General features: G+C 68.6%; 17 protein-coding genes and 1 pseudogene. 2 read left to right on the forward strand and 16 right to left on the reverse strand.

Annotated features, from left to right (window positions below):
* Nucleotides 1–14: 14 nt before the first annotated feature.
* The 15 genes from AC3A6Y_RS20665 to AC3A6Y_RS20735 form a co-directional block, all read right to left on the reverse strand.
* Nucleotides 15–1277 (reverse strand): NAD(P)/FAD-dependent oxidoreductase, encoded by a 1263-nt coding sequence (locus AC3A6Y_RS20665; protein WP_487870098.1) that lies wholly within the window; start codon nt 1275–1277, stop codon nt 15–17.
* Nucleotides 1274–2512, reverse strand: a complete 1239-nt coding sequence (locus AC3A6Y_RS20670) for a CaiB/BaiF CoA transferase family protein (protein ID WP_487870099.1) — start codon at nt 2510–2512, stop codon at nt 1274–1276. Before AC3A6Y_RS20670 ends, AC3A6Y_RS20665 begins: the two co-directional genes overlap by 4 nt.
* 16 nt (nt 2513–2528) lie before the next feature.
* Nucleotides 2529–2723, reverse strand: coding sequence for a hypothetical protein (locus AC3A6Y_RS20675; protein ID WP_487870100.1), 195 nt, complete (start codon nt 2721–2723; stop codon nt 2529–2531).
* 398 nt (nt 2724–3121) lie between these two features.
* Nucleotides 3122–3367, reverse strand: a complete 246-nt coding sequence (locus AC3A6Y_RS20680) for a hypothetical protein (protein ID WP_487870101.1) — start codon at nt 3365–3367, stop codon at nt 3122–3124.
* 303 nt (nt 3368–3670) lie between these two features.
* Nucleotides 3671–4399, reverse strand: a complete 729-nt coding sequence (locus AC3A6Y_RS20685) for a 2-oxo acid dehydrogenase subunit E2 (RefSeq protein WP_487870102.1) — start codon at nt 4397–4399, stop codon at nt 3671–3673.
* Nucleotides 4396–4626, reverse strand: a complete 231-nt coding sequence (locus tag AC3A6Y_RS20690) for a biotin/lipoyl-containing protein (protein WP_106556881.1) — start codon at nt 4624–4626, stop codon at nt 4396–4398. Before AC3A6Y_RS20690 ends, AC3A6Y_RS20685 begins: the two co-directional genes overlap by 4 nt.
* A gap of 30 nt (nt 4627–4656) precedes the next feature.
* On the reverse strand, nt 4657–5667 hold the full coding sequence (locus tag AC3A6Y_RS20695) for an alpha-ketoacid dehydrogenase subunit beta (protein WP_487870103.1): 1011 nt from the start codon (nt 5665–5667) through the stop codon (nt 4657–4659).
* Complete coding sequence (locus tag AC3A6Y_RS20700; protein ID WP_487870104.1) at nt 5664–6647, reverse strand: thiamine pyrophosphate-dependent dehydrogenase E1 component subunit alpha; 984 nt, start codon at nt 6645–6647, stop codon at nt 5664–5666. Before AC3A6Y_RS20700 ends, AC3A6Y_RS20695 begins: the two co-directional genes overlap by 4 nt.
* A gap of 19 nt (nt 6648–6666) precedes the next feature.
* Nucleotides 6667–8382 (reverse strand): FAD-binding protein, encoded by a 1716-nt coding sequence (locus AC3A6Y_RS20705; protein WP_487870105.1) that lies wholly within the window; start codon nt 8380–8382, stop codon nt 6667–6669.
* Between the two features lie 5 nt (nt 8383–8387).
* Nucleotides 8388–9731, reverse strand: coding sequence for an aromatic ring-hydroxylating oxygenase subunit alpha (locus AC3A6Y_RS20710; RefSeq protein WP_487870106.1), 1344 nt, complete (start codon nt 9729–9731; stop codon nt 8388–8390).
* Nucleotides 9732–9898: 167 nt separating this feature from the next.
* Nucleotides 9899–11101, reverse strand: coding sequence for an acetyl-CoA C-acetyltransferase (locus AC3A6Y_RS20715; RefSeq protein WP_487870107.1), 1203 nt, complete (start codon nt 11099–11101; stop codon nt 9899–9901).
* Nucleotides 11102–11126: 25 nt separating this feature from the next.
* Entirely contained in the window at nt 11127–11750 is a 624-nt protein-coding gene (locus AC3A6Y_RS20720; RefSeq protein ID WP_487870108.1) for a nuclear transport factor 2 family protein, read from the reverse strand.
* The gene (locus AC3A6Y_RS20725) at nt 11747–12559 is read right to left on the reverse strand and encodes an SDR family NAD(P)-dependent oxidoreductase (RefSeq protein ID WP_487870109.1); all 813 of its coding nucleotides are present in this window, start codon (nt 12557–12559) and stop codon (nt 11747–11749) included. The genes AC3A6Y_RS20720 and AC3A6Y_RS20725 overlap by 4 nt, the downstream gene beginning before the upstream one ends.
* Before the next feature lie 8 nt (nt 12560–12567).
* Nucleotides 12568–13380 (reverse strand): SDR family NAD(P)-dependent oxidoreductase, encoded by an 813-nt coding sequence (locus AC3A6Y_RS20730; protein WP_487870110.1) that lies wholly within the window; start codon nt 13378–13380, stop codon nt 12568–12570.
* Nucleotides 13377–14099, reverse strand: coding sequence for an SDR family oxidoreductase (locus tag AC3A6Y_RS20735; RefSeq protein WP_487870111.1), 723 nt, complete (start codon nt 14097–14099; stop codon nt 13377–13379). Before AC3A6Y_RS20735 ends, AC3A6Y_RS20730 begins: the two co-directional genes overlap by 4 nt.
* Here AC3A6Y_RS20735 and AC3A6Y_RS20740 point away from each other — a divergent pair.
* Together AC3A6Y_RS20740 and AC3A6Y_RS20745 are read left to right on the forward strand one after the other, a co-directional pair.
* Entirely contained in the window at nt 14091–15398 is a 1308-nt protein-coding gene (locus tag AC3A6Y_RS20740; RefSeq protein ID WP_487870112.1) for a serine hydrolase domain-containing protein, read from the forward strand. The two genes, AC3A6Y_RS20735 and AC3A6Y_RS20740, sit on opposite strands and share 9 nt — an antisense overlap.
* Nucleotides 15399–15490: 92 nt before the next feature.
* A pseudogene (locus AC3A6Y_RS20745) lies at nt 15491–15853 on the forward strand (tyrosine-type recombinase/integrase); the annotation flags it as partial.
* A gap of 62 nt (nt 15854–15915) precedes the next feature.
* Here AC3A6Y_RS20745 and AC3A6Y_RS20750 read toward each other — a convergent pair.
* Complete coding sequence (locus AC3A6Y_RS20750) at nt 15916–17514, reverse strand: phospholipase D family protein (protein ID WP_487870113.1); 1599 nt, start codon at nt 17512–17514, stop codon at nt 15916–15918.
* Nucleotides 17515–17825 lie beyond the last annotated feature (311 nt).

Consider the following 17825-nt stretch of genomic DNA (forward strand, 5'->3'; position numbering starts at 1 on the left):
GGTGGGTAGTCTCCTCAAAGTGGCAAGGCTTCCTGAAGCAGGCTCTTCAGCGGCGTGCCGTCGTCGACCAGCCGGTCGGGTGGAATGACCATGCGCTCGCCGACGATGCGCTTGGCCAGCATGAACTCGGCCGGGCGGTTCACGGTGTCGACCGCGATCACGCGCTCGCCCTTCAGGTAGAAGGCCGAGAACGAGCGCTGCTCGACCGAGCCGCGCAACAGGAACTGGTCGTGGCCCTGCGACAGCCCGACCATCTTGAGCTTCAGGTCGTATTGGTCGGACCAGAACCACGGCGCGCTCTCAAAGGGCCGCTCATGCCCGAGCAGCGCGGCCGCCGCGGAGCGCGCCTGTTCGAGCGCGTTGGGCACGGACTCGAGCCGCACGGAGCGGGCGTACAGCGCGCTGTCGAAGCGCGTGCAGTCGCCGGCCGCAACGATGTGCGGGTCGCTGGTCCGTGCGCAGGCGTCGATGCGGATGCCATCGTCGACGGCCAGGCCGGCGGCGGCGGCGAGCTCGATGTTGGGCACGATGCCGATGCCGACGATCACCAGGTCGCAGGCCAGGCGCTCGCCGTCGGCGCAATGCACGCCGGTGACCCTGCGCTGCGCGGCGTCGAGCGCGAAGCCGTCGACCTGCACGCCGATGCGCAGGTCGACGCCGGCCTCGCGGTGCACCCGCTCGTAGAAGGAGGACACGCGCGGCGCCGTGACACGCGCGAGCACGCGCTCCGCGGCCTCCAGCACCGTGACTTTCAACCCGCCCTTGACCGCCACCGCAGCGACCTCGAGGCCGATGTAGCCACCGCCGACGATCGCGACGCGCGCACCAGGCTCGAAGTGCCGACGGATGCGATCGACATCGGCGAGCGTGCGCAGGTAGTGGAAGTTGTCGGCGCCTTCGGCCGCGCCCGCGATGGCGGCCGGCAAGGGGCGCGGCCGCCCGCCGGTGGCGAGCGCGACCCGTGCATAGCCGATCGAGGAGCCGTCCTCGAACGCGACGCGCCGAGCGGCGCGGTCGAGGGCTTGCACGCGCCGGCCCTGCAGCAGCTCGACGCCGGCTTTCTCGAGCGTGGCGCGCGCCTTCAGGTGCAGCGAGTCGAGCGTCGCGGTGCCGGCGAGGTAGGCCTTCGACAACGGTGGCCGGTGGTAGGGCAGCGCGGTCTCGTCGCCGACCAGCCGGATCGGGCCCGGCCATCCGGCCTCGCGCGCCTGCACGGCGAGCTCGGTGCCTGCGTGCCCGGCACCGACGACCACCAGCGCGCCGCCCTCGCCGCTCACACGATGCCTTTCGACTTCAAGCGCTCGAGCTCGTCGGCGTCGAGCCCGAGCAGGCCGCGGTAGATCTCGTCGTTGTGCTGGCCCAGCGTCGGCGGTGCGACATAGTCGGTGATGGGTGTGTCCGAGAACTTGATCGGGTTGGTGTGGAGCCTGACGCTGCCGGCCAGCGGATGTGGCACTTCGGTGGCCAGGCCGCGGTGCTGCGCCTGCGGATCGTCGAACACCTGCTTCAAATCGTAGATCGGCCCGGCCGGCACGCCGGCCGCTTCCATCGCGGCGAGCAGGTCGGCCTGGCGCCAGCGGCGCGTGATCGCATCGAAGGTGTCCGCCAGCAACCGGCGGTTGCCCACGCGCAGCGGGTTGGTCGCGAAGCGCGGATCGCCGGCGAGCTCGGCGTGCTCGAGCGCCATGCAGAAGCGGCGGTACTGCTCGTCGTTGCCGCACACCACCATCACGCCCCCGTCGACGCACGGGAACATCTGCGAAGGCAGGCCGCCGTTGCCCTGCGTGCCGCGCCGCGTCGGCACCTCGCCGGTTGCGAGGTACTGCGCCGCATAGTGCGACAAGGAAGCGACCACCGAGTCGAACAGCGCGACATCGATGTGCTGGCCGCGGCCGCTGCTGGCCTCTCGGTTGGCGTCGCGGTCGTACAGCGCCGTGATCACGCCGATCGCAGCGAACTGCCCAGCCACGAAGTCGGCGATCGACGGACCGGTCTTGACCGGCGCGCCGCCCTCCTCGTCCGGATAGCCGGTCACGCTCATGAGGCCGCCCATGGCCTGGAAGATCGAGTCGTAGCCCGGACGTGGCGCATAGGGGCCGGTCTGGCCGAAGCCCGTCACCGAGCAATAGACCAGGCGCGGATTGAGCTCGCGCAGGCTCGCGGCGTCCAGGCCGTGGCGCTTCAGGTCGCCGACCTTGAAGTTCTCGACCAGCACGTCCGACATCGCGGCGAGACGGCGCGCCAGCGCCCGGCCCTCGGGCCGGGCGAGGTCGAGCGTGATCGACTTCTTGTTGCGGTTGCTACCGAGGATGATCGGCGTCTCGTGGGTATCGCGTCCCTCGCGATCCTTCAGGAAAGGCGGGCCCATCCTGCGCGCGTCATCGCCCGTGCCGGGGCGCTCGACCTTGATCACCTCGGCGCCGAGGTCGCCGAGCATCTGCGCAGCCAGCGGACCGGCGATGACGCGAGACAGATCGAGAACGCGAATGTGCGAGAAGGGCTTTCTGGACATGGCAGGGCGGTGAGGGTCAGGTTCCCTGCAGTGTTGGTCGCGCCATCTGCGCCAGCAAGGCGGCGCTGGTGCGCGCGAGCAGTTCCAGGCCGCTCTCGGCGGCCCTCTGCGCACACTCCTGGGCGTACACCATGTCGCGGCGGAAGCGCGGCACATCCACCCACCATCCGCGCTCCGCCATCAGCCACTTGAACGCGACGAGTTCGGTCAAAGGGCCAGTCGAATCGATTTGCAAGCTGTTCATCGGACTCACCATCGAGGTTCGCATAGTCGAATGATAGTCTGATTTTAGAACATTGCAAATGCTTTGCGGCGGGCTTTCGCCCGGGTCGGTGCAAGCCGACGCCGAGCGCTGCCACAGAGGCATTTCACGGGGGAGGATTCGGCGCGTTCAACTGCAAGGGCAGGAGCGCGCCCTGGAACTGACTCCGTCGCCTTCGGGGGAGGGTTGGGGGGGCACGCTGCGTCACCCATGGACGAGCCGCTGCCCCCATCCCCCCTCACGTGTCGCAGCCAGAGGCTGCAACCCTTCAAATCGTCCGGTCCGCGAGGCGGGACTGGAGCCGCGGCTCTCAGCCCCACAGGGGGAAGGAGCAAAGAGCACCTTGCTCAGCGGCGCGATGCCGCGAACACCTGCCCGATGGAGCCTCCCAGATGGCCATAGGCCTGGACCATTTCCCTATAGCAATCCTGGGCCGTCGAAGCCGGCAGGTTGATGCCGCCTGCCCGGCACACTTCGACCTTGGAGGGGGCTGCGGCGCGCGCCCCATCGGACGCGTCGGACTTCAGATAGCCGAGCGACCCGAACACGCCCACTGCCGCGCCGATTGCCAACACTTTCAGACCAACGAGCATTTCCGTCTCCTCAGGGGACCCCGCCCTTGCGCGACATGGCGCGCACCGTGGCCAAGGCCGGCAACCAGACCAACACCGTGCGACTATGCGCAGACTAGGCGTTCTGTTTACTGAATGCTATTCTGAAATAAAGTCTTCTTGATTCGGGATAACCCGAGAGCAGGATCACGATGGGCACCCCCCTGCATTCAGGCCCGGCGAAGCTGCCAGCAGGCGCCCGCCTGTCGGTCGCATCGGGCTCGGCGAACCGCGATCCCGCGCGCTTCGAGGGTCCGGACTTGACGCGCCGCTCGCGGGGCTGACTCAGGCGAGCAGCTGCTTCGGCTCGGCGAGCACCTCGTCAAGGTGCCGCAGGAAGCGCGCCGCGTCGGCCCCGTTGATCACGCGGTGGTCGTAGCTCAGCGACAACGGCGCTTTCAGTCGCCATTCGATCGCATCGTCCGAACCTCGGCGAGGCTTCCATTGCGCCTTGGCAATGCCGAGGATCGCGACCTCGGGCGCGTTGACGATCGGCGTGAAGCCGGTGCCGCCGATGCCGCCGAGCGAGCTGATCGAGATGCAGCCACCCTCCATGTCGCTCATCGGCAGTCCGCGGCCACGCGCCTTGGCGGACAGGGCCGAGATGTCGGCCGCGATCTCCGCCAGCGGCTTGCGGTCGCAGTCGCGCACCACGCCGACCACGAGCCCGCGCGGCGTGTCGATCGCAACGCCGATGTGGAAATACTTCTTGAGCACGAGATTCCGGCCGCTCGCGTCCAGCGAGGCGTTGAACGGCGGGAAGGCCTTCAGCCCCGACACCAGCGACTTCGCGAAAAAGGCCAGTGCGCTGGGCCGGGGCGCCAGCGTCGCGCGCAGCGCCTCGGCGGCGGTGATGTCCGCGTCGTCCTGGTGCGTGACGTGCGGAATGCTCAGCCAGTTGCGCGCCAGGAACCCCGCGGTCAGCCCCTGGATGCGCGACAGCGGCTTGAGCTCGACCTCGCCGAAGGCGGCGAAGTCGACCGCCGGCCAGGCCGGAAGGCCCGCACCGATCATGCGATCTCGGCCAGCAGCGCGCCGACCTCGTAAACCTCGCCGACGCGCGCCACGATCTTCAGCGTGCCGGTCGCGGGCGACTCGACCTCCTGCACGGACTTGTCGCTTTCCAGCGCATACAGCGGCTGGCCTTCGGTGACGGCGGTGCCGTCTTCGGCCATCCATTCGGCGAGCGTCGCCTCGTTCATGGAAAAGCCGATCTTGGGGAGCAGAACCTGGGTGGCCACGGGGATGTCCTTGGTCGTTGGGGAGTTTCTTCAGTCCAGCGTCTTGCGGATCGCGGCCTCGATGGTCTCGGGCTGCGGCACATGGGCCGCCTCCAGCGTCTTCGAGAACGGCACCGGCGAGTGGTTCGCGCCGACGCGCTGGATCGGCGCCTTCAGATCGCCGAACAGATGCTCATGCAGCAGCGCGGCGATCTCGGCACCGACGCCGAAGCGGCGCACCGCCTCATGGACGACCACCGCGCGCCGGGTCTTCGCGACCGAGCGCAGCAGGCTCGCCTCGTCCAGCGGCGAGATGGTGCGCAGGTCGATCAGCTCGACCTGGATGCCTTCCTTCGCGAGTTTCTCGGCCACCGTGGCGCAGTCCTGCACCATGCGGCTGTAGCTGATGAGCGTCACGTCGCTGCCTTCGCGCAGCACCTTCGCCTGGCCGAGCGGTATGCGCTGGCCGACCTGCGGCGGCGCGCCCGGCGTCCAGTAGCTTGGCATGTTCTCGATGAAGAGGCAGGGGTCCTCGTCGAAGATGCACGACAGCATCAGTCCGTAGGCGTCGGCCGGCGAGGACGGCGCCACCACCTTCATGCCGGCGGTGTGCGCGAACCAGGCCTCGAGGTAGTCGGCATGCTGGCCGCCGGTGCCGAAGCCGGCGCCGGTCATGGTGCGGATCGTGATCGGCACGTGCGTCTGCCCGCCGGACATGTAGCGCAGCTTGGCCGCATGGTTGACGATCATGTCCATCGCCACCGTGGTGAAGTTCATCAGCATGATCTCCGCCACCGGCCGCATGCCGACGATCGAGGCACCGATCGCTGCGCCGATGATCGCCTGCTCGGAGATCGGCGTGGAGCGCACGCGCGAGTTGCCGTACTTGCTCGACAGGCCCTTGGTCACCCCGACGATGCCGCCTTCCTGGCCGTCGGCGATGTCCTCGCCGAGCAGGATGACGTTCGGGTCCAGGCCCATCGCCTCGTCCAGCGCCAGGTTGACGGCCAGGATGGTGTTCATCGGCTTGATCTTGTTGCGCACGGCGGTGACTGCATTCATTGCACGACCTCCTCGGCCAGCACGTCGCGCTGAAGTTCGGAGAGATCCGGCAGCGGGCTTTCCAGCGCGAAGGCCACGGCCTCGTCGATCTCGCGATCGATCGCCGATTCGAGCGCCGCGAGCTGCGATTCAGCGACGCCCCCTTCGATCAGCCAGCTGCGAAAGCGCGGCACCGGGTCCCTCGCCATCGCCGCCTCCTTCTCGCCGGGCACCATGTACGCGTCGGCGTCGCCGAAGACGTGGCCATGGAAGCGGAAAGTCTTGGCTTCGATCAGCGTCGGACCTTCGCCCGCGCGCGCCCGGCTGACGGCCTCGCGCGCCGCCGCATACACCGCCAGCGGGTCGTTGCCATCGATCGTGACGCCGGGCATCTGGTAGCCGGCGGCGCGGTCGGAGATTTGCTTGGCGGAAGTGGCCAGCTCGTAGCGCGTGTGCTCGCCATAGCCGTTGTTCTGGCAGACGAAGATCACCGGCAGCTTCCACACCGCCGCCATGTTCAGCGCCTCGTGGAAGGCGCCGATGTTCGAGGCGCCGTCGCCGAAATAGGCGACGGACACATGCTTCTGCCCGCGGATCTGAGCGGCCAGTGCCAACCCGTTGGCGATCGGCATGCTGCTGCCGACGATGCCCGTGGTCACCATCACGCCGGACTCCGGATGCGTGATGTGCATGGGGCCGCCCTTGCCCTTGCAGGTGCCGGTCGCCTTGCCGGCGATCTCTGCCCACAGCAGCTTCGACGGCACGCCCTTGGCGAGCATGTCGTGGATGCCGCGGTAGATGGTGCAGATGGTGTCCTCGTTCGTGAGGTTCACCGACACCGCGGCGGGGATCGCCTCCTGCCCGCGCGGCGAGTAGTACGGCGCGACGATCTTGCCAGCCTTGATGACGGCGCGGAAGCGATCGTCGCTGCGCTGGATCAGGGCCATGCGGCGGTAGATGTCGACCAGGATGGCCTGGTCGACGCGTGTGTCTGGTGTCATGGATGGCTCCTGGTCGATGTCATGGCGCGGCGGCACCCAGTGCGTGGTGCGCGGCGATGTAGCCGAAGGTGAAGGAAGCGCCGATGCTTGCACCCGCGCCGGGATAGGAGCGCCCGACCACGGAGGCGGTGCAGTTGCCGGTGGCATAGAGGCCCGGGATGGCCGAGCCGTCCTCGCGCAGCACACGGGCATGCTCGTCGGTGACCATGCCGCCGGCTGTGCCGACGTCGCCCGGGTACATGCGCACCGCGTAGAACGGCGGCTTTTCGATGGCGCCGAGATTGGGATTCGGCGTCACGGTCGGGTCGCCGTGGCAACGGTCGAAGGCGCGCGAGCCGCGGCCGAAATCGCTGTCGATGCCGCTGCGGCAAAAGCCGTTGAAGCGCTCGAGGGTGCGCGCGAGCCCTGGGCCGTCGATGCCGGTCTTCTCCACCAGTTCGCCGATCGAAGCTGCCTTGATCATGTAGCCGCTCTTGAGCCATTCATCAGGCACCTGGCCGGGTTGCGCGGTGCCCCAGGGGTAGTAGGCGCGCTGGCGGCTGTCCATGACGACCCAACTCGGCACGGCCTTGCCGGTCTCGCGCTCGCGCTGGTACATGCGCTGGCCGATCTCCATGTAGGCACCGGCCTCGTCGCAGAAGCGCTCGCCGAGCTGGTCGACCATCATCGAGTAGGGCAGCGAAAGGTCGAGGTGGTGCATGAAGGGCAGCGGCGTGCCGTCGGCCGCATAGCCGCCGGGCTTGGGCGGCTGGCCATCCGGCGCGAGCGAGGTCACGACCCACCAGGCCTCGTCCATGCAGTCCACCGCGGCACCGAGCGCCATGGCCAGCTCGATCGCCTCGCCGGTGTCGCCCGGGTTGGCGTTGGTCCAGCTGGCCGAGTTCGGTCGGGGCTGGAAGCGCTGGCGCATCGACGCGCTGCGCGAGAAGCCGCCGACGTTCATCAGCACGCCCTGGCGCGCCTGCACGCGTACCAGCCGGCCGCCGCGCTGCACTGCGATGCCGACGACGCGATCGCCCTCGACGATGAATTGCGCGAGGGCCGATCCGGTCCAGATCGGCAGCTGCTCGCGCAGCGCGATCTGCAGCATGCGGCCCTGGATCGCCGCTCCGGCGCCGGCCAGCCGCCGCCCGGTCAGCTTGCCCTTCAGCATGCGCCCGACCAGCGACAGTGCGGTCTTCTTGCCCCGCCAGGTGCGCTTGGCCAGCATCAGCGACGGGAACTGGTCGGTCGGCAGCGGCAGGCTGAAGCCCTTGTAGCGCGACAGCTTCGACTCCCACTCGCCCAGTTCGCGCGTGTCGAAGAGCTCTGCCAGCAACGAGCGGCCGCGCGCTTCGCCGCCGGGCAGCTCGTCGTAGTAGTCGGACCAGCCGTCGGCATAGACGAATTTCATGCCCTGGCCTTCGAGGAACTCGACCATCTTCGGGCCGTTGCGCAGGAAGGCGTCGCGCCGCGCGGGGCTGGTGCCCGGGCCATGGTAGGTGACGGCCGCGTCGAGGTACTGGCGCGCGCGCTCGGCACTGTCGGCCACGCCGGCGCGCTTCATCACCGGGTTGTTCGGCACCCACCAGACGCCGCCGGAAAAGCCGGTCGAGCCACCAATGAGGGACTGCTTCTCGACGATCAGCGCACGCTTGCCGAGTTGCTTGGCCGCGAGCGCCGCGCACATCGAGCCGCCGCCGCTGCCGACGATGACGAAGTCGAAGGCCTCGTCCCAGGTTCCGTTGGTCGTCATCTTGCTCAGGTGCCGCTCGGCTCGTCGAACAGGATCTCGCGCAGCGCGCGGTGGAAGTTCGAGATCGCGGACTCTTGCAGCGGGTTGGTGCGCGCGCCCCGGAAGGCCTGGGACTTCATGCCCTTCTGCACCTCGGTCATGTTGGCGAAGTCCTGCGACAGGATCAGGCCGAAGCGCTCGACGGTGTCTGTCTTCCAGTCTTCGGCACCCCAGTAGAACTCCCGCTGCAGCTTGGGCTCGGCGCCCGGTGCGTAGCGGGCGATCGAGCAGATGTCGTAGAAGCAGGAGTCGGGGTTGTCGCCATCGGGCCGGGCACGGTAGAAGAGCATGCCGTCGGGCGACATGAGAAAGATCATGTTGGGGAACACGTGCCAATCGGTGCCGGCCTTGTAGATCTGCTCGCCCGTGAGGTTTGGCCAGCCGGCCCCTTCGGCGATTGCGGCCTCGGCCTGGAACTGGCCCACCTTCATCAACAGCTCCAGGTGCGGCGTGTCGGCCGGGCACTCAGTGAGGATGCGCTTGGCCGCCTCCAGATCGCGCTGGGTGGTGATCGCCTTGAGCTGGTCCTCCAGGTCGGCAAAGAATTTGACGATGCCGGGCCGCACGTCGTCCGGCACCGGCCGCCCGGTGCGCGGTGAGGGTGCGCCCGGCAGCCGCGCCGGCGCCGGATAGCCGAACATGCCATGCCGGCCGAAGGTGAAGCTGCGCGTCACGTCGTCGCCCTGCGAATCGAGCAGCTGCGGGTGCGTGCCGAAGACATGATAGCCCTCGCTGAAGGCTTCCAGCGCGACCTTCCAGTTGCAGGGCAGGCGCACCGACTTGTACCAGCGGTAGCGCATCTTCTCGAACTCGTAGCAGTCGGTGTATTCCGGCACCGGCGCCAGGTGGCGGGCAAGCGGCTCGCAGGCCGGATCGAAGTTGACGAAGACGAAGCCGGCCCAGGTGTCGAGCTTGATCTCGGGCAGCGAGAAGTCCTCGTCGCTCATGTCGGGACAGCCCTGCCAATCCTCGCGGTCGACGATGCGGATGACCTTGCCGTCGAGGTCCCATTGCCAGCCGTGGAAGCGGCATTGCAGCCTGGCGGCCGAGCCGCAGCCTTCGGTGAGGCGCCGCCCACGGTGCTGGCAGACGTTGTGGAAGGCGCGAATGGTTTGAGGCGTCTGGCGCACGACGATGATCGACTCGTCGTTGATGTCGTAGGTGACGTAGTCGCCTGGAAAAGGGATCTCCTCGAGGCGACAGGCGAGCTGCCACACCTTGGGCCACAGCAGGCGCTTCTCGAGCTGCACGATCTCGCGGGAGATGTAGTGCTCGGCCGGGACGTAGTCCACGCGCACTTTGGGCTTCACGGCGGTATCCACAGTGTCTCTCTCCTGGTCTCGCCAGGTGCCTGCGACGCGTCGCCTGGCCGGCCTGTCGTGGGTATCAATAAAATGAATGGTGTTCTGAAATATAAACGCACAGACTTCGGAGTGTCAATGCGGTCCGACCCGGCGTCACGCGCCGCGAGGCGCTTTCATGACCCCACCCGCTCGAAGAGCGCGGCCAGTCCCTGCCCGCCGCCGATGCACATCGTCTCCAGCGCATAGCGGCCGCGGCGGCGCTGCAACTCGTGCAGCATGGTCGCGAGAATGCGCACGCCGGTTGCGCCGATGGGGTGCCCCAGCGAGATGCCGCCGCCGTTGACGTTGAGCCGATCGGGATCGTTCCACTCCCAACCCTGCAGCACTGCGAGCACCTGCGCCGCGAACGCCTCGTTGAGCTCGACGAGGTCGAGCTGGTCGAAAGACAGGCCCGTGCGCGCCAGCAGCTTCTTCACCGCAGGCACCGGGCCGATGCCCATGCGCGAGGGCTCGCAGCCGGCGGCGGCCCACCCTCGCACCCAGGCCATCGGCTCGAGCCTCAGTTCGGCGAGCTTGTCCTCGGCGACGACCAGGCAGGCCGCGGCCGCATCGTTCTGCTGGCTCGCGTTCCCGGCGGTCACGGTGCCGTTCTTCAGCACCGGCCTCAATCTCGCCAGCGCCTCCATCGTGGTCTCGGCACGGATGCCTTCGTCGCGTGCGAAGTGAAGGGGCTCGCCCTTCTTCGTTGGGACGGTGACGCTCACCACTTCGTCCGCGAAACGGCCTTCATGCCAGGCTGCGGCGGCGCGCTGATGGCTGCGCATCGCGAAGGCATCGGCGGCCTCGCGCGAGATGCCGTAGTCCTTCGCCAGGTTCTCGGCGGTCTCGGGCATGCCGGAGATGGCGCCGAAGCGGTGCTCGGGTTGCGAGCGCTCGCGCCCGCGCTGCAGGCGGTCGTGCATCGTGACCGAGCCGGCACGCGAGCCCCAGCGCAGGTCCGTCGTGTAGTACTCGATGTTGCTCATGCTCTCGACGCCGGCCGCCATGACGACGTCGGCCGCGCCGGTCTGCACCTGCATCGCCGCATCGATCACGGCCTGCAGCCCGGAGCCGCAGCGCCGGTCCAGCGTCATGCCCGGCACCGCGACCGGCAAGCCGGCATCGAGCGCGGCGTAGCGGCCGAGGCACGGCGCCTCGCTGTTGGCGTAGGACTGGGCCATCACCACGTCGTCGATGCGTTCGGGGTCGATACCGCTGCGGGCGATCAACGCCTTCAGGATGGTGCCGGCGAGCTGGTCGGCGGCAATGGGCTTCAGGCTGCCGCCGAAGGCGCCGACGGCGGTGCGCAAGGGGCAGACGATGGCGGCTCTGCGCATGGGTCAGTGCCTCGTGGATGCGGGATCAGGGCGCATGCGTCACGGCGCGGCGGGCTTCGTCGCCCTGCGCCTCCCAGTAGGCCGCCCAGCTGGGCCAGGCATGCGGCAGTTGCGGCGCGAACTTCGGGGCCTCGTACTTGCCGGGCCAGTTCTGCAAGCCCGCGCCCTCGCCGCGGTTGGGGCGCTGCTGCCAGTCGGTCGAGTACCAGTGCTTCTCGTCGCGGCGCTCGAAGCACCAGAGGCCTTCGCTGCGGACATAACGGTCGAAGTAGCAGATCGACATCTCGATCCAGTGGTCCTTGTCTTCGTGGCCGGCGCGGCAATAGACCGTGCCCGTCGCATGATCGGCGTCGACCAGGTCGATCGTCTGCCCGCACACCAGGTGGACCGAGCGGTAGAAGCCCGTGAGGACATGCCGGCTCGCGTAGTAGCGCTTCAAGGCCTCGCGTCCGCTGCCCCAGCGGCCGCAGTCGACATCGGCGGCGAAGAGCGCGGCCAGGGCATCGACATTGCGCGAGTCGACCGCGACGGCGTAGCGCGCGGGCAGTTGCCCGATCGCCAGTTCGGCCTCGACGCGGGCCAGCCGCTGCGCCAGATCGGGCGCGTCGGCGCGATTTGCGATACGGACGCTATCGGCGCTGCCACTCACGAGGCCGCCTCTCGGTCGACGAAGTCCGCCACGTAGGGCTGGTGCGCCAGCGAGCCGCCGTCCACGCAGATCACCTGGCCGGTGATGAATGCGGCCTCGTCGGAGGCGAGGAAGACCACGGCGGCCGCGATGTCCTCGGGCCGCCCGAGCCGCGGCGTGAGGTGGTGCCGCAGCATGATCTCGCCGACGCCCGAGGCGGCATAGCTGTCCTTCGTCGACGGCGTGACGATCAGTCCCGGCGAGATCGCGTTGCAGCGGATGCCTTCCTTGCCGTGCTGCGTCGCGACGCTCTGCGTCAGCGAGTTGATCGCGGCCTTCGACGCGCTGTAGGCGCTGTGCGAGAGCGCGCCGGCGAGCGCCGCATTCGAGCTGGTGTTGACGATCGCGCCGCCGCCGCGCTGGCGCAGATGCGGGATCGCCGCACGGCAAGCGATCATCGTGCCGCGCAGGTTGGTGCGCAGGATCGCGTCCCAGACCTCGGTGTGGACGGTGGCAACCGGCCGGTCGCAGGTCGACGACAGGCGCGTATCGGCCGCATTGTTGTGCAGGATGTCGAGGCCGCCGAGCCGCGAGGCCGTGGCTTCCACCATCGCGAGCACCGAGGCCTCGTCGCCCAGATCGACCCGCAGCGCGATCGCCCTGCCGCCCTGCGCCTCGATCGCCGCGACCTGGCGCTCGGCGGTGCCGAGGTCGATGTCGGCGACCGCGACCGCGGCACCCTCGCGCGCCAGCGCCAGCGCGCAGGCCGCGCCGATGCCGCCGCCCGCGCCGGTCACCAGCGCCACCTTTCCTTGAACGCGTCCCGTCATGGTTGTCCTCACAATGCGGTGTACAGGCCGCCGTCCACGGGCAGGTTCTGCCCGCTGACATAGCCCATCAGGTCGCTGCACAGCGCCACGACGGCGCGGCCGATGTCCTCGCGCGGCGCGCCCATGCGGCCGAGCGGAAACAGGCGGAGATAGGCGTCGCGCACTGCGGGGTTCTGGGCGAAGAACACCTGGGTCGGCTCGGTGGCCGCGGCAGGCTCGATCGCATTCACGCTGATGCCGTGAGGCCCCCACTCGCGCGCCAGCGACTTGACGAAGCCGCGGTCGCCGCCCTTCAGGGCCGAGTACACCGGATTCATCGCCGCGCCATGCAGACCGAAGGCCGAGCCGAGGACGATGAAGCGGCCGCAGCCGCCGGCCCGCAGGTGCGGCAGGGCGGCCTGCGCGCAATGCAGGTTGCCGTCCCAGGCGACGCGGGCCTGGCGCAGCCAGTCCTCTTCGCTGACGTCCTCGAGCGCGATCGGGTGCGCCGAGTCGCCGGCATTCGCGTTCTGCACCACGATGTCGAGCCGCCCCCAACGGTCCACGGCTGCTTCGACGGCGCGGTGCACGGCCGCGCGATCGCCGACGTCGGCCTCCAGCGCGAAGGCCGTGCCGCCCTCGGCGGCAATCTGCGCGACGGTGTCGTCGCAGGTCGAGGCGCGGCGCCCGGTCACCGCCACGCGAGCGCCTGCGGCGGCGAGCGCCAGCGCGATGCCGCGGCCGATGCCGGCACCGGCGCCGGTCACGAAGGCGACGCGGCCGTCCAGCAGGCCCGCGCCCGTCGTTGTTGTGGTTGTGGTCGTTTGGCTGGTGCGGCTCATGGCACCATCCAGTCGCCGCCGTCGAGGTTGAAGCTCGCGCCGGTCACACCGCGCGCACCATCGCTGCCGAGCCAGGCGATCACGTCGGCCACTTCGACTTCCGCGTCGGGCACGCGGCCGAGTGCCGGAGGTGGAGGACCGAGCTCCGGCGTAGGCGGCAACGCGGCCCCTGCCAGCGAGGCCGCGTAGCGCTGCGCCCCGACACCGACCCAGTTGAGCCGCATGCCGTGCCGGCCCCATTGCCGAGCCGCCGACTTGACGAGCGTGCGCTGCGCTTCGGCCAGCGTGATCAGCGGCACCAGCCCGGCCACACCGACCAGCGCCACTGACGGGCCCACGAGGACGGTGGCCCCGCCCGTCTCGTGCTGCTCGCGATAGACCCCCTGCAAGAAGTACAGGCTCGCAAGCATGCTGCGATGCACGGCGGCGTGCCATTGCTCGCCCGACAGGGCCTCGAGCGGACGCACGGCCAAGGCCGCGGGCGTGGCCGCCGCATGCACGACGAGGTCGGCGCCGCCCGCCTCGCGCGCGGCATGGCCCATGGCTTTCTCGGCATCGGCACACGAGCTTGGTGCCACGTTGACCTCGACCACGCGCGCCCCATGCCGCCGCAGCCCGCGTGCCAGCGCACGTCCCAGCGGCAGACCCGGCATGGCGACGATCGCGCAGCGGCCTGCCAGCAGCGCCGCATCGGCGTGTTGCGCTATTCCTTGGACCATGCCTTGCTCCTTTGCGGCCCGGGCGGGCGCGCCTGTCTTGTAGAAAGCAATGTCATTTATATGAACACTGTTCTACAATATAAACCACCCGACGACGCCTCGACAAGAGTCGAACCGCTTGTTTTTGTTTGGCAGGAGACCCGCGTGACCCCAACCGTGCTCGACGTCAACCCTCCGGTGCAGCGCGCCATCGATGACGCGATTGCCGATGGCCGCGAAATCGGCGTGCAGGTGGCCGCCTACCACCGCGGCCGCCTGGTAGTCGATGCATGGGGCGGCATGGCCGATCCCGCCAGCGGGCGCCCGGTCGACGGCGAGACGCTCTTCAACGTCTACTCGGTGACCAAGGCAGTCGCGGCGACGGCGGTGCACATGCTGGTCGATCGCGGGTACCTCGACTACAACGCGCCCGTCGCGAACTGGTGGCCCGAGTACGCCGCGCACGGGAAAGGCCGGACCACGCTGCGCGACGTGCTCACGCATCGCGCCGGCATCCCGCAGATGCCACAGGGCATGACGCCGGAGCGCCTGTGCGACTGGGCCTGGATGACCCGCGCGATCGCGGATCTCGAGCCGCTGGCGGAGCCCGGCACGAAGACGCTGTACCTGTCGATGACCTTCGGATGGATCCTCGGCGAGTTGGTGCGCCGTGCCGACCCGGACCATCGCTCGCTGCGCCGCTTCGTGCGCGAGGAGATCGCCGAGCCGCTCTGCGCGCCGGACCTCTGGATCGGCATCCCAGATGAGGCCGAGCCGCGGATCGCGCGACAGATCGACGCCATGCGCCCGCTGCCGGCCGAGCACCTGCCGCCGCTCCATCTCGCCTCCATGCCGTCCGAGGTCGCGCTGGGACCGGCGGTGTTCGAGCGGCCTGAGGTGCGCCGCGCCGAAATCGCTGGCGTCGGCGGCATCTTCACCGCACGCAGCGAGGCGCGTTTCTGGGCCATGCTGGCCGGCGGCGGCGAGCTCGATGGCTTGCGCCTGCTCTCGCAAGATCTTGTGGCCACGCTGAACACGCCGCGCGCGCACAGCGACGAGCCCGATCCGGTGATGTTCGGCTTCCCCCTCCCGATCACGATCGGGGGCTACTGGTTCGGCGGCGAACATCCACCGGTGTGTTCGGCGAAGAACCCGCGCGCGCTCTGCCATCCCGGCCAGGGCGGCTCCATCGGCTGGGCCGATCCCGATGCGCAGCTCGCCGTGGCGATCTGCCATAACCGCCTGTTCAACCCGGCCACCCGCGAGGAAGACGCGATCCTGACGATCGCCGAGGCCGTTCGCGCTGCATTGAAACTCTGAAGGGGAAGGCTGGCGCCTTGCGGCCCGCGCCGACCGCCACGCGTACGCTCAACCGTCCAATGAGCACCTGACCAGGCTTCGCTCAGGTTGTGAAGCCGCTGGTGGGCAGCGCCGCAGCGGCCATGACCGAATGGCTCGCGGTGCTCCAGGCGCACGGCGTCCAGGAGGGAAAGATCTTCCGGCGCATCCGCAAAGGCGGGCATCTGGGCGAGCCCCTCGCTGCCGCGGCCGTGCGCGACATCGTCAAAGAGCGCTGTGCGCTGGCGGGCATCGAAGGCCGCTTCAGCGCGCACTCGCTGCGCGCCGGCTTCGTCACCGAGGCGGGCAAGCAGAACATGCCGCTGCCGGAGACCATGGCCATGACGGGGCACCAGAGCGTTGCGACGGTGGTGGGGTATTTCCGGGCGGAGAGCGCGCTCGAGAGCAAGGTCAGCCGGATGCTGGATGAGACATGAGCGCGAGCCCAAGGGGTGAAAGCGTCGGCGATGAGAGATCCTTCCCTTGTGTCCATAGGGCATCAGAGCAGGCCTTCGGGCACCAACACTCCGAGCAGGCCCGAGACGATCCGCTGCCACCAACTCGCAAGCGGTTCACTGCTGTAACGCTCCAGCTGATCGTCGTCGCGGCCGATCCAAAACACCGGCGTGCGTGGGTCACCGGGCGTCGTCAACTCGGGCCTGAATGACCTGTCGAGCGATGTGGCCTCGTCGAGCCAGGCGCCGAGCTCCAGGCCGAGCTCCTTGCTGTCGATCAGCACTGCGATCTCGGTATTCGACAGCCGCGACCGCGGATCGAGGTTCATAGACCCGATGAGCACCAACTTGCCGTCCACCATGATGGCTTTCGCGTGCAGGCTGACGCCGGAGGACAAGATCCTGCGCACCTTGCCCGATTCTGATTCGGGGACGCTCGACCGCAGTTCGCTTAACGCCACCCCACAGGCCAGCAATCGGGGCCGGTAGCGCGCGTAGGCTGCATACACGGCTGGGACGTCGGTGGATGCCAGAGAATTCGTCAGGACGCGCACCCGCACGCCACGTCGGACGAGCTCGCACAGCATTCCGACGCCGCGCTCGTTCGGCACGAAATAGGGCGAAACGAGCACCAGTTCGTTTCGCGTTGCCAAGATGGTTTGGCGTAGGCTCGAAACCACATGCCCCTCCTGCTCCGAGGTTTGCGCCTGAAGCTTGGCGGGCGGGTCGTAGAGCACGGCGGCGTGCGCTACGGTGAGCCTGAGCCGGCCGCTTCGCACCAGTAGACCGAGGTCCGTCGCTCGCAGTGCGCGGGCGTACTCGCTGTCGCGAAACGCAGCCGCCCGCGCAGCCAGCTGCGACACGAACTGCTCGAGCTCCTGCGGGCCGGACGCGTGAATGACGAATGCCTGAATCGGCACCGCCCATTCGCTGTTCCAGTACGCGTCGAAGCTGCGCGAGGCCTCGGCTACCACCGGCCCTGCAGCGAGCACATCAAGGTCGGCGAAGTTGCCTCGCCCGTCAGCGCTGAAGTAGGCATCGCCCAGATTGCGCCCACCGATCAGCGCCGCAACGTTGTCGGCAATCCAGAGCTTGTTGTGCATGCGCCTGTTCAAGCGCGCCCCATCGCTGAGGAAGTCGAGCACTCTGGACAGGCCGACCGAGCCACGCAGCGTGAAGGGATTGAAGACCCGAACCTGCACGTTGGGATGTGCTGCCAGCAAGGCGAGGTGGGCATCTCGGTCGCCGGCATCCAGGTCGTCGATCAGCAGGCGCACGCGCACGCCGCGCTGCGCTGCGCGCAAGGCCCGGTAGATCAACAGAGTCCCTGTCGTGTCGGGTGCCATGCTGTAGTACTGCAGGTCCAAGGTGCGCTGCGCCGCCTCTGCCAGAGCGGCCCGCACGAGGAACGCCTCCTGCCCCAGCGGGAGCAAGCGAAGTCCGGACATCCCAGGATGTGCCGTCAGCTGGGGTGCGAAGCTGCGCCACAGCATCGTCTCTTGCGGATTGTCGATGGCGTACGAAGGCGGTCGCGGGACGTCATGTCGGACAGAGACACAGCCCACGATGAGGAGGATGGCTGCGCCAGCGAGCAGTGCGCCCAACGCCCGGCGCGGTCCGCATAAGTTGACGAGACTGTTCATTCCCAAAGCTCCCTTACCGACGCACGCGCTGCACCCTCCGTCCCCCGAGCCATCGACAGCACTATGACCGCAGCTCCATCACAACGAGCGTGCACCAGCGCTCGGCATGCGCCGGGAGATTTGTATCGCCGTATCGCATCGGCGGCGCTTGCAACACGGCGATGTAATTGGCGCGACGTCGTTCATGCGCGATTCTCCTGCGAAACCAAACGATCACCCGCAGCGATAGACCTCATACATGGGCAGAATTTTCCCGGGCCGGTGCCCGCATTCTGTTCTTCTTTGCGATCGTGTCTTTCATGAACACTTGG

The organism is Variovorax sp. Soil_C_17, assembly GCF_057657265.1.

Coding starts and splice junctions, on each gene's coding strand:
- AC3A6Y_RS20695 (WP_487870103.1), bottom strand. CDS start 5,667: ATGAATGCAGTCACCGCCGTGCGCAACAAGATCAAGCCGATGAACACC.
- AC3A6Y_RS20715 (WP_487870107.1), bottom strand. CDS start 11,101: ATGCGCAGAGCCGCCATCGTCTGCCCCTTGCGCACCGCCGTCGGCGCC.
- AC3A6Y_RS20735 (WP_487870111.1), bottom strand. CDS start 14,099: ATGGTCCAAGGAATAGCGCAACACGCCGATGCGGCGCTGCTGGCAGGC.
- AC3A6Y_RS20725 (WP_487870109.1), bottom strand. CDS start 12,559: ATGACGGGACGCGTTCAAGGAAAGGTGGCGCTGGTGACCGGCGCGGGC.
- AC3A6Y_RS20670 (WP_487870099.1), bottom strand. CDS start 2,512: ATGTCCAGAAAGCCCTTCTCGCACATTCGCGTTCTCGATCTGTCTCGC.
- AC3A6Y_RS20700 (WP_487870104.1), bottom strand. CDS start 6,647: ATGACACCAGACACACGCGTCGACCAGGCCATCCTGGTCGACATCTAC.
- AC3A6Y_RS20685 (WP_487870102.1), bottom strand. CDS start 4,399: ATGATCGGTGCGGGCCTTCCGGCCTGGCCGGCGGTCGACTTCGCCGCC.
- AC3A6Y_RS20750 (WP_487870113.1), bottom strand. CDS start 17,514: ATGAACAGTCTCGTCAACTTATGCGGACCGCGCCGGGCGTTGGGCGCA.
- AC3A6Y_RS20680 (WP_487870101.1), bottom strand. CDS start 3,367: ATGCTCGTTGGTCTGAAAGTGTTGGCAATCGGCGCGGCAGTGGGCGTG.
- AC3A6Y_RS20705 (WP_487870105.1), bottom strand. CDS start 8,382: ATGACGACCAACGGAACCTGGGACGAGGCCTTCGACTTCGTCATCGTC.
- AC3A6Y_RS20730 (WP_487870110.1), bottom strand. CDS start 13,380: ATGAGCCGCACCAGCCAAACGACCACAACCACAACAACGACGGGCGCG.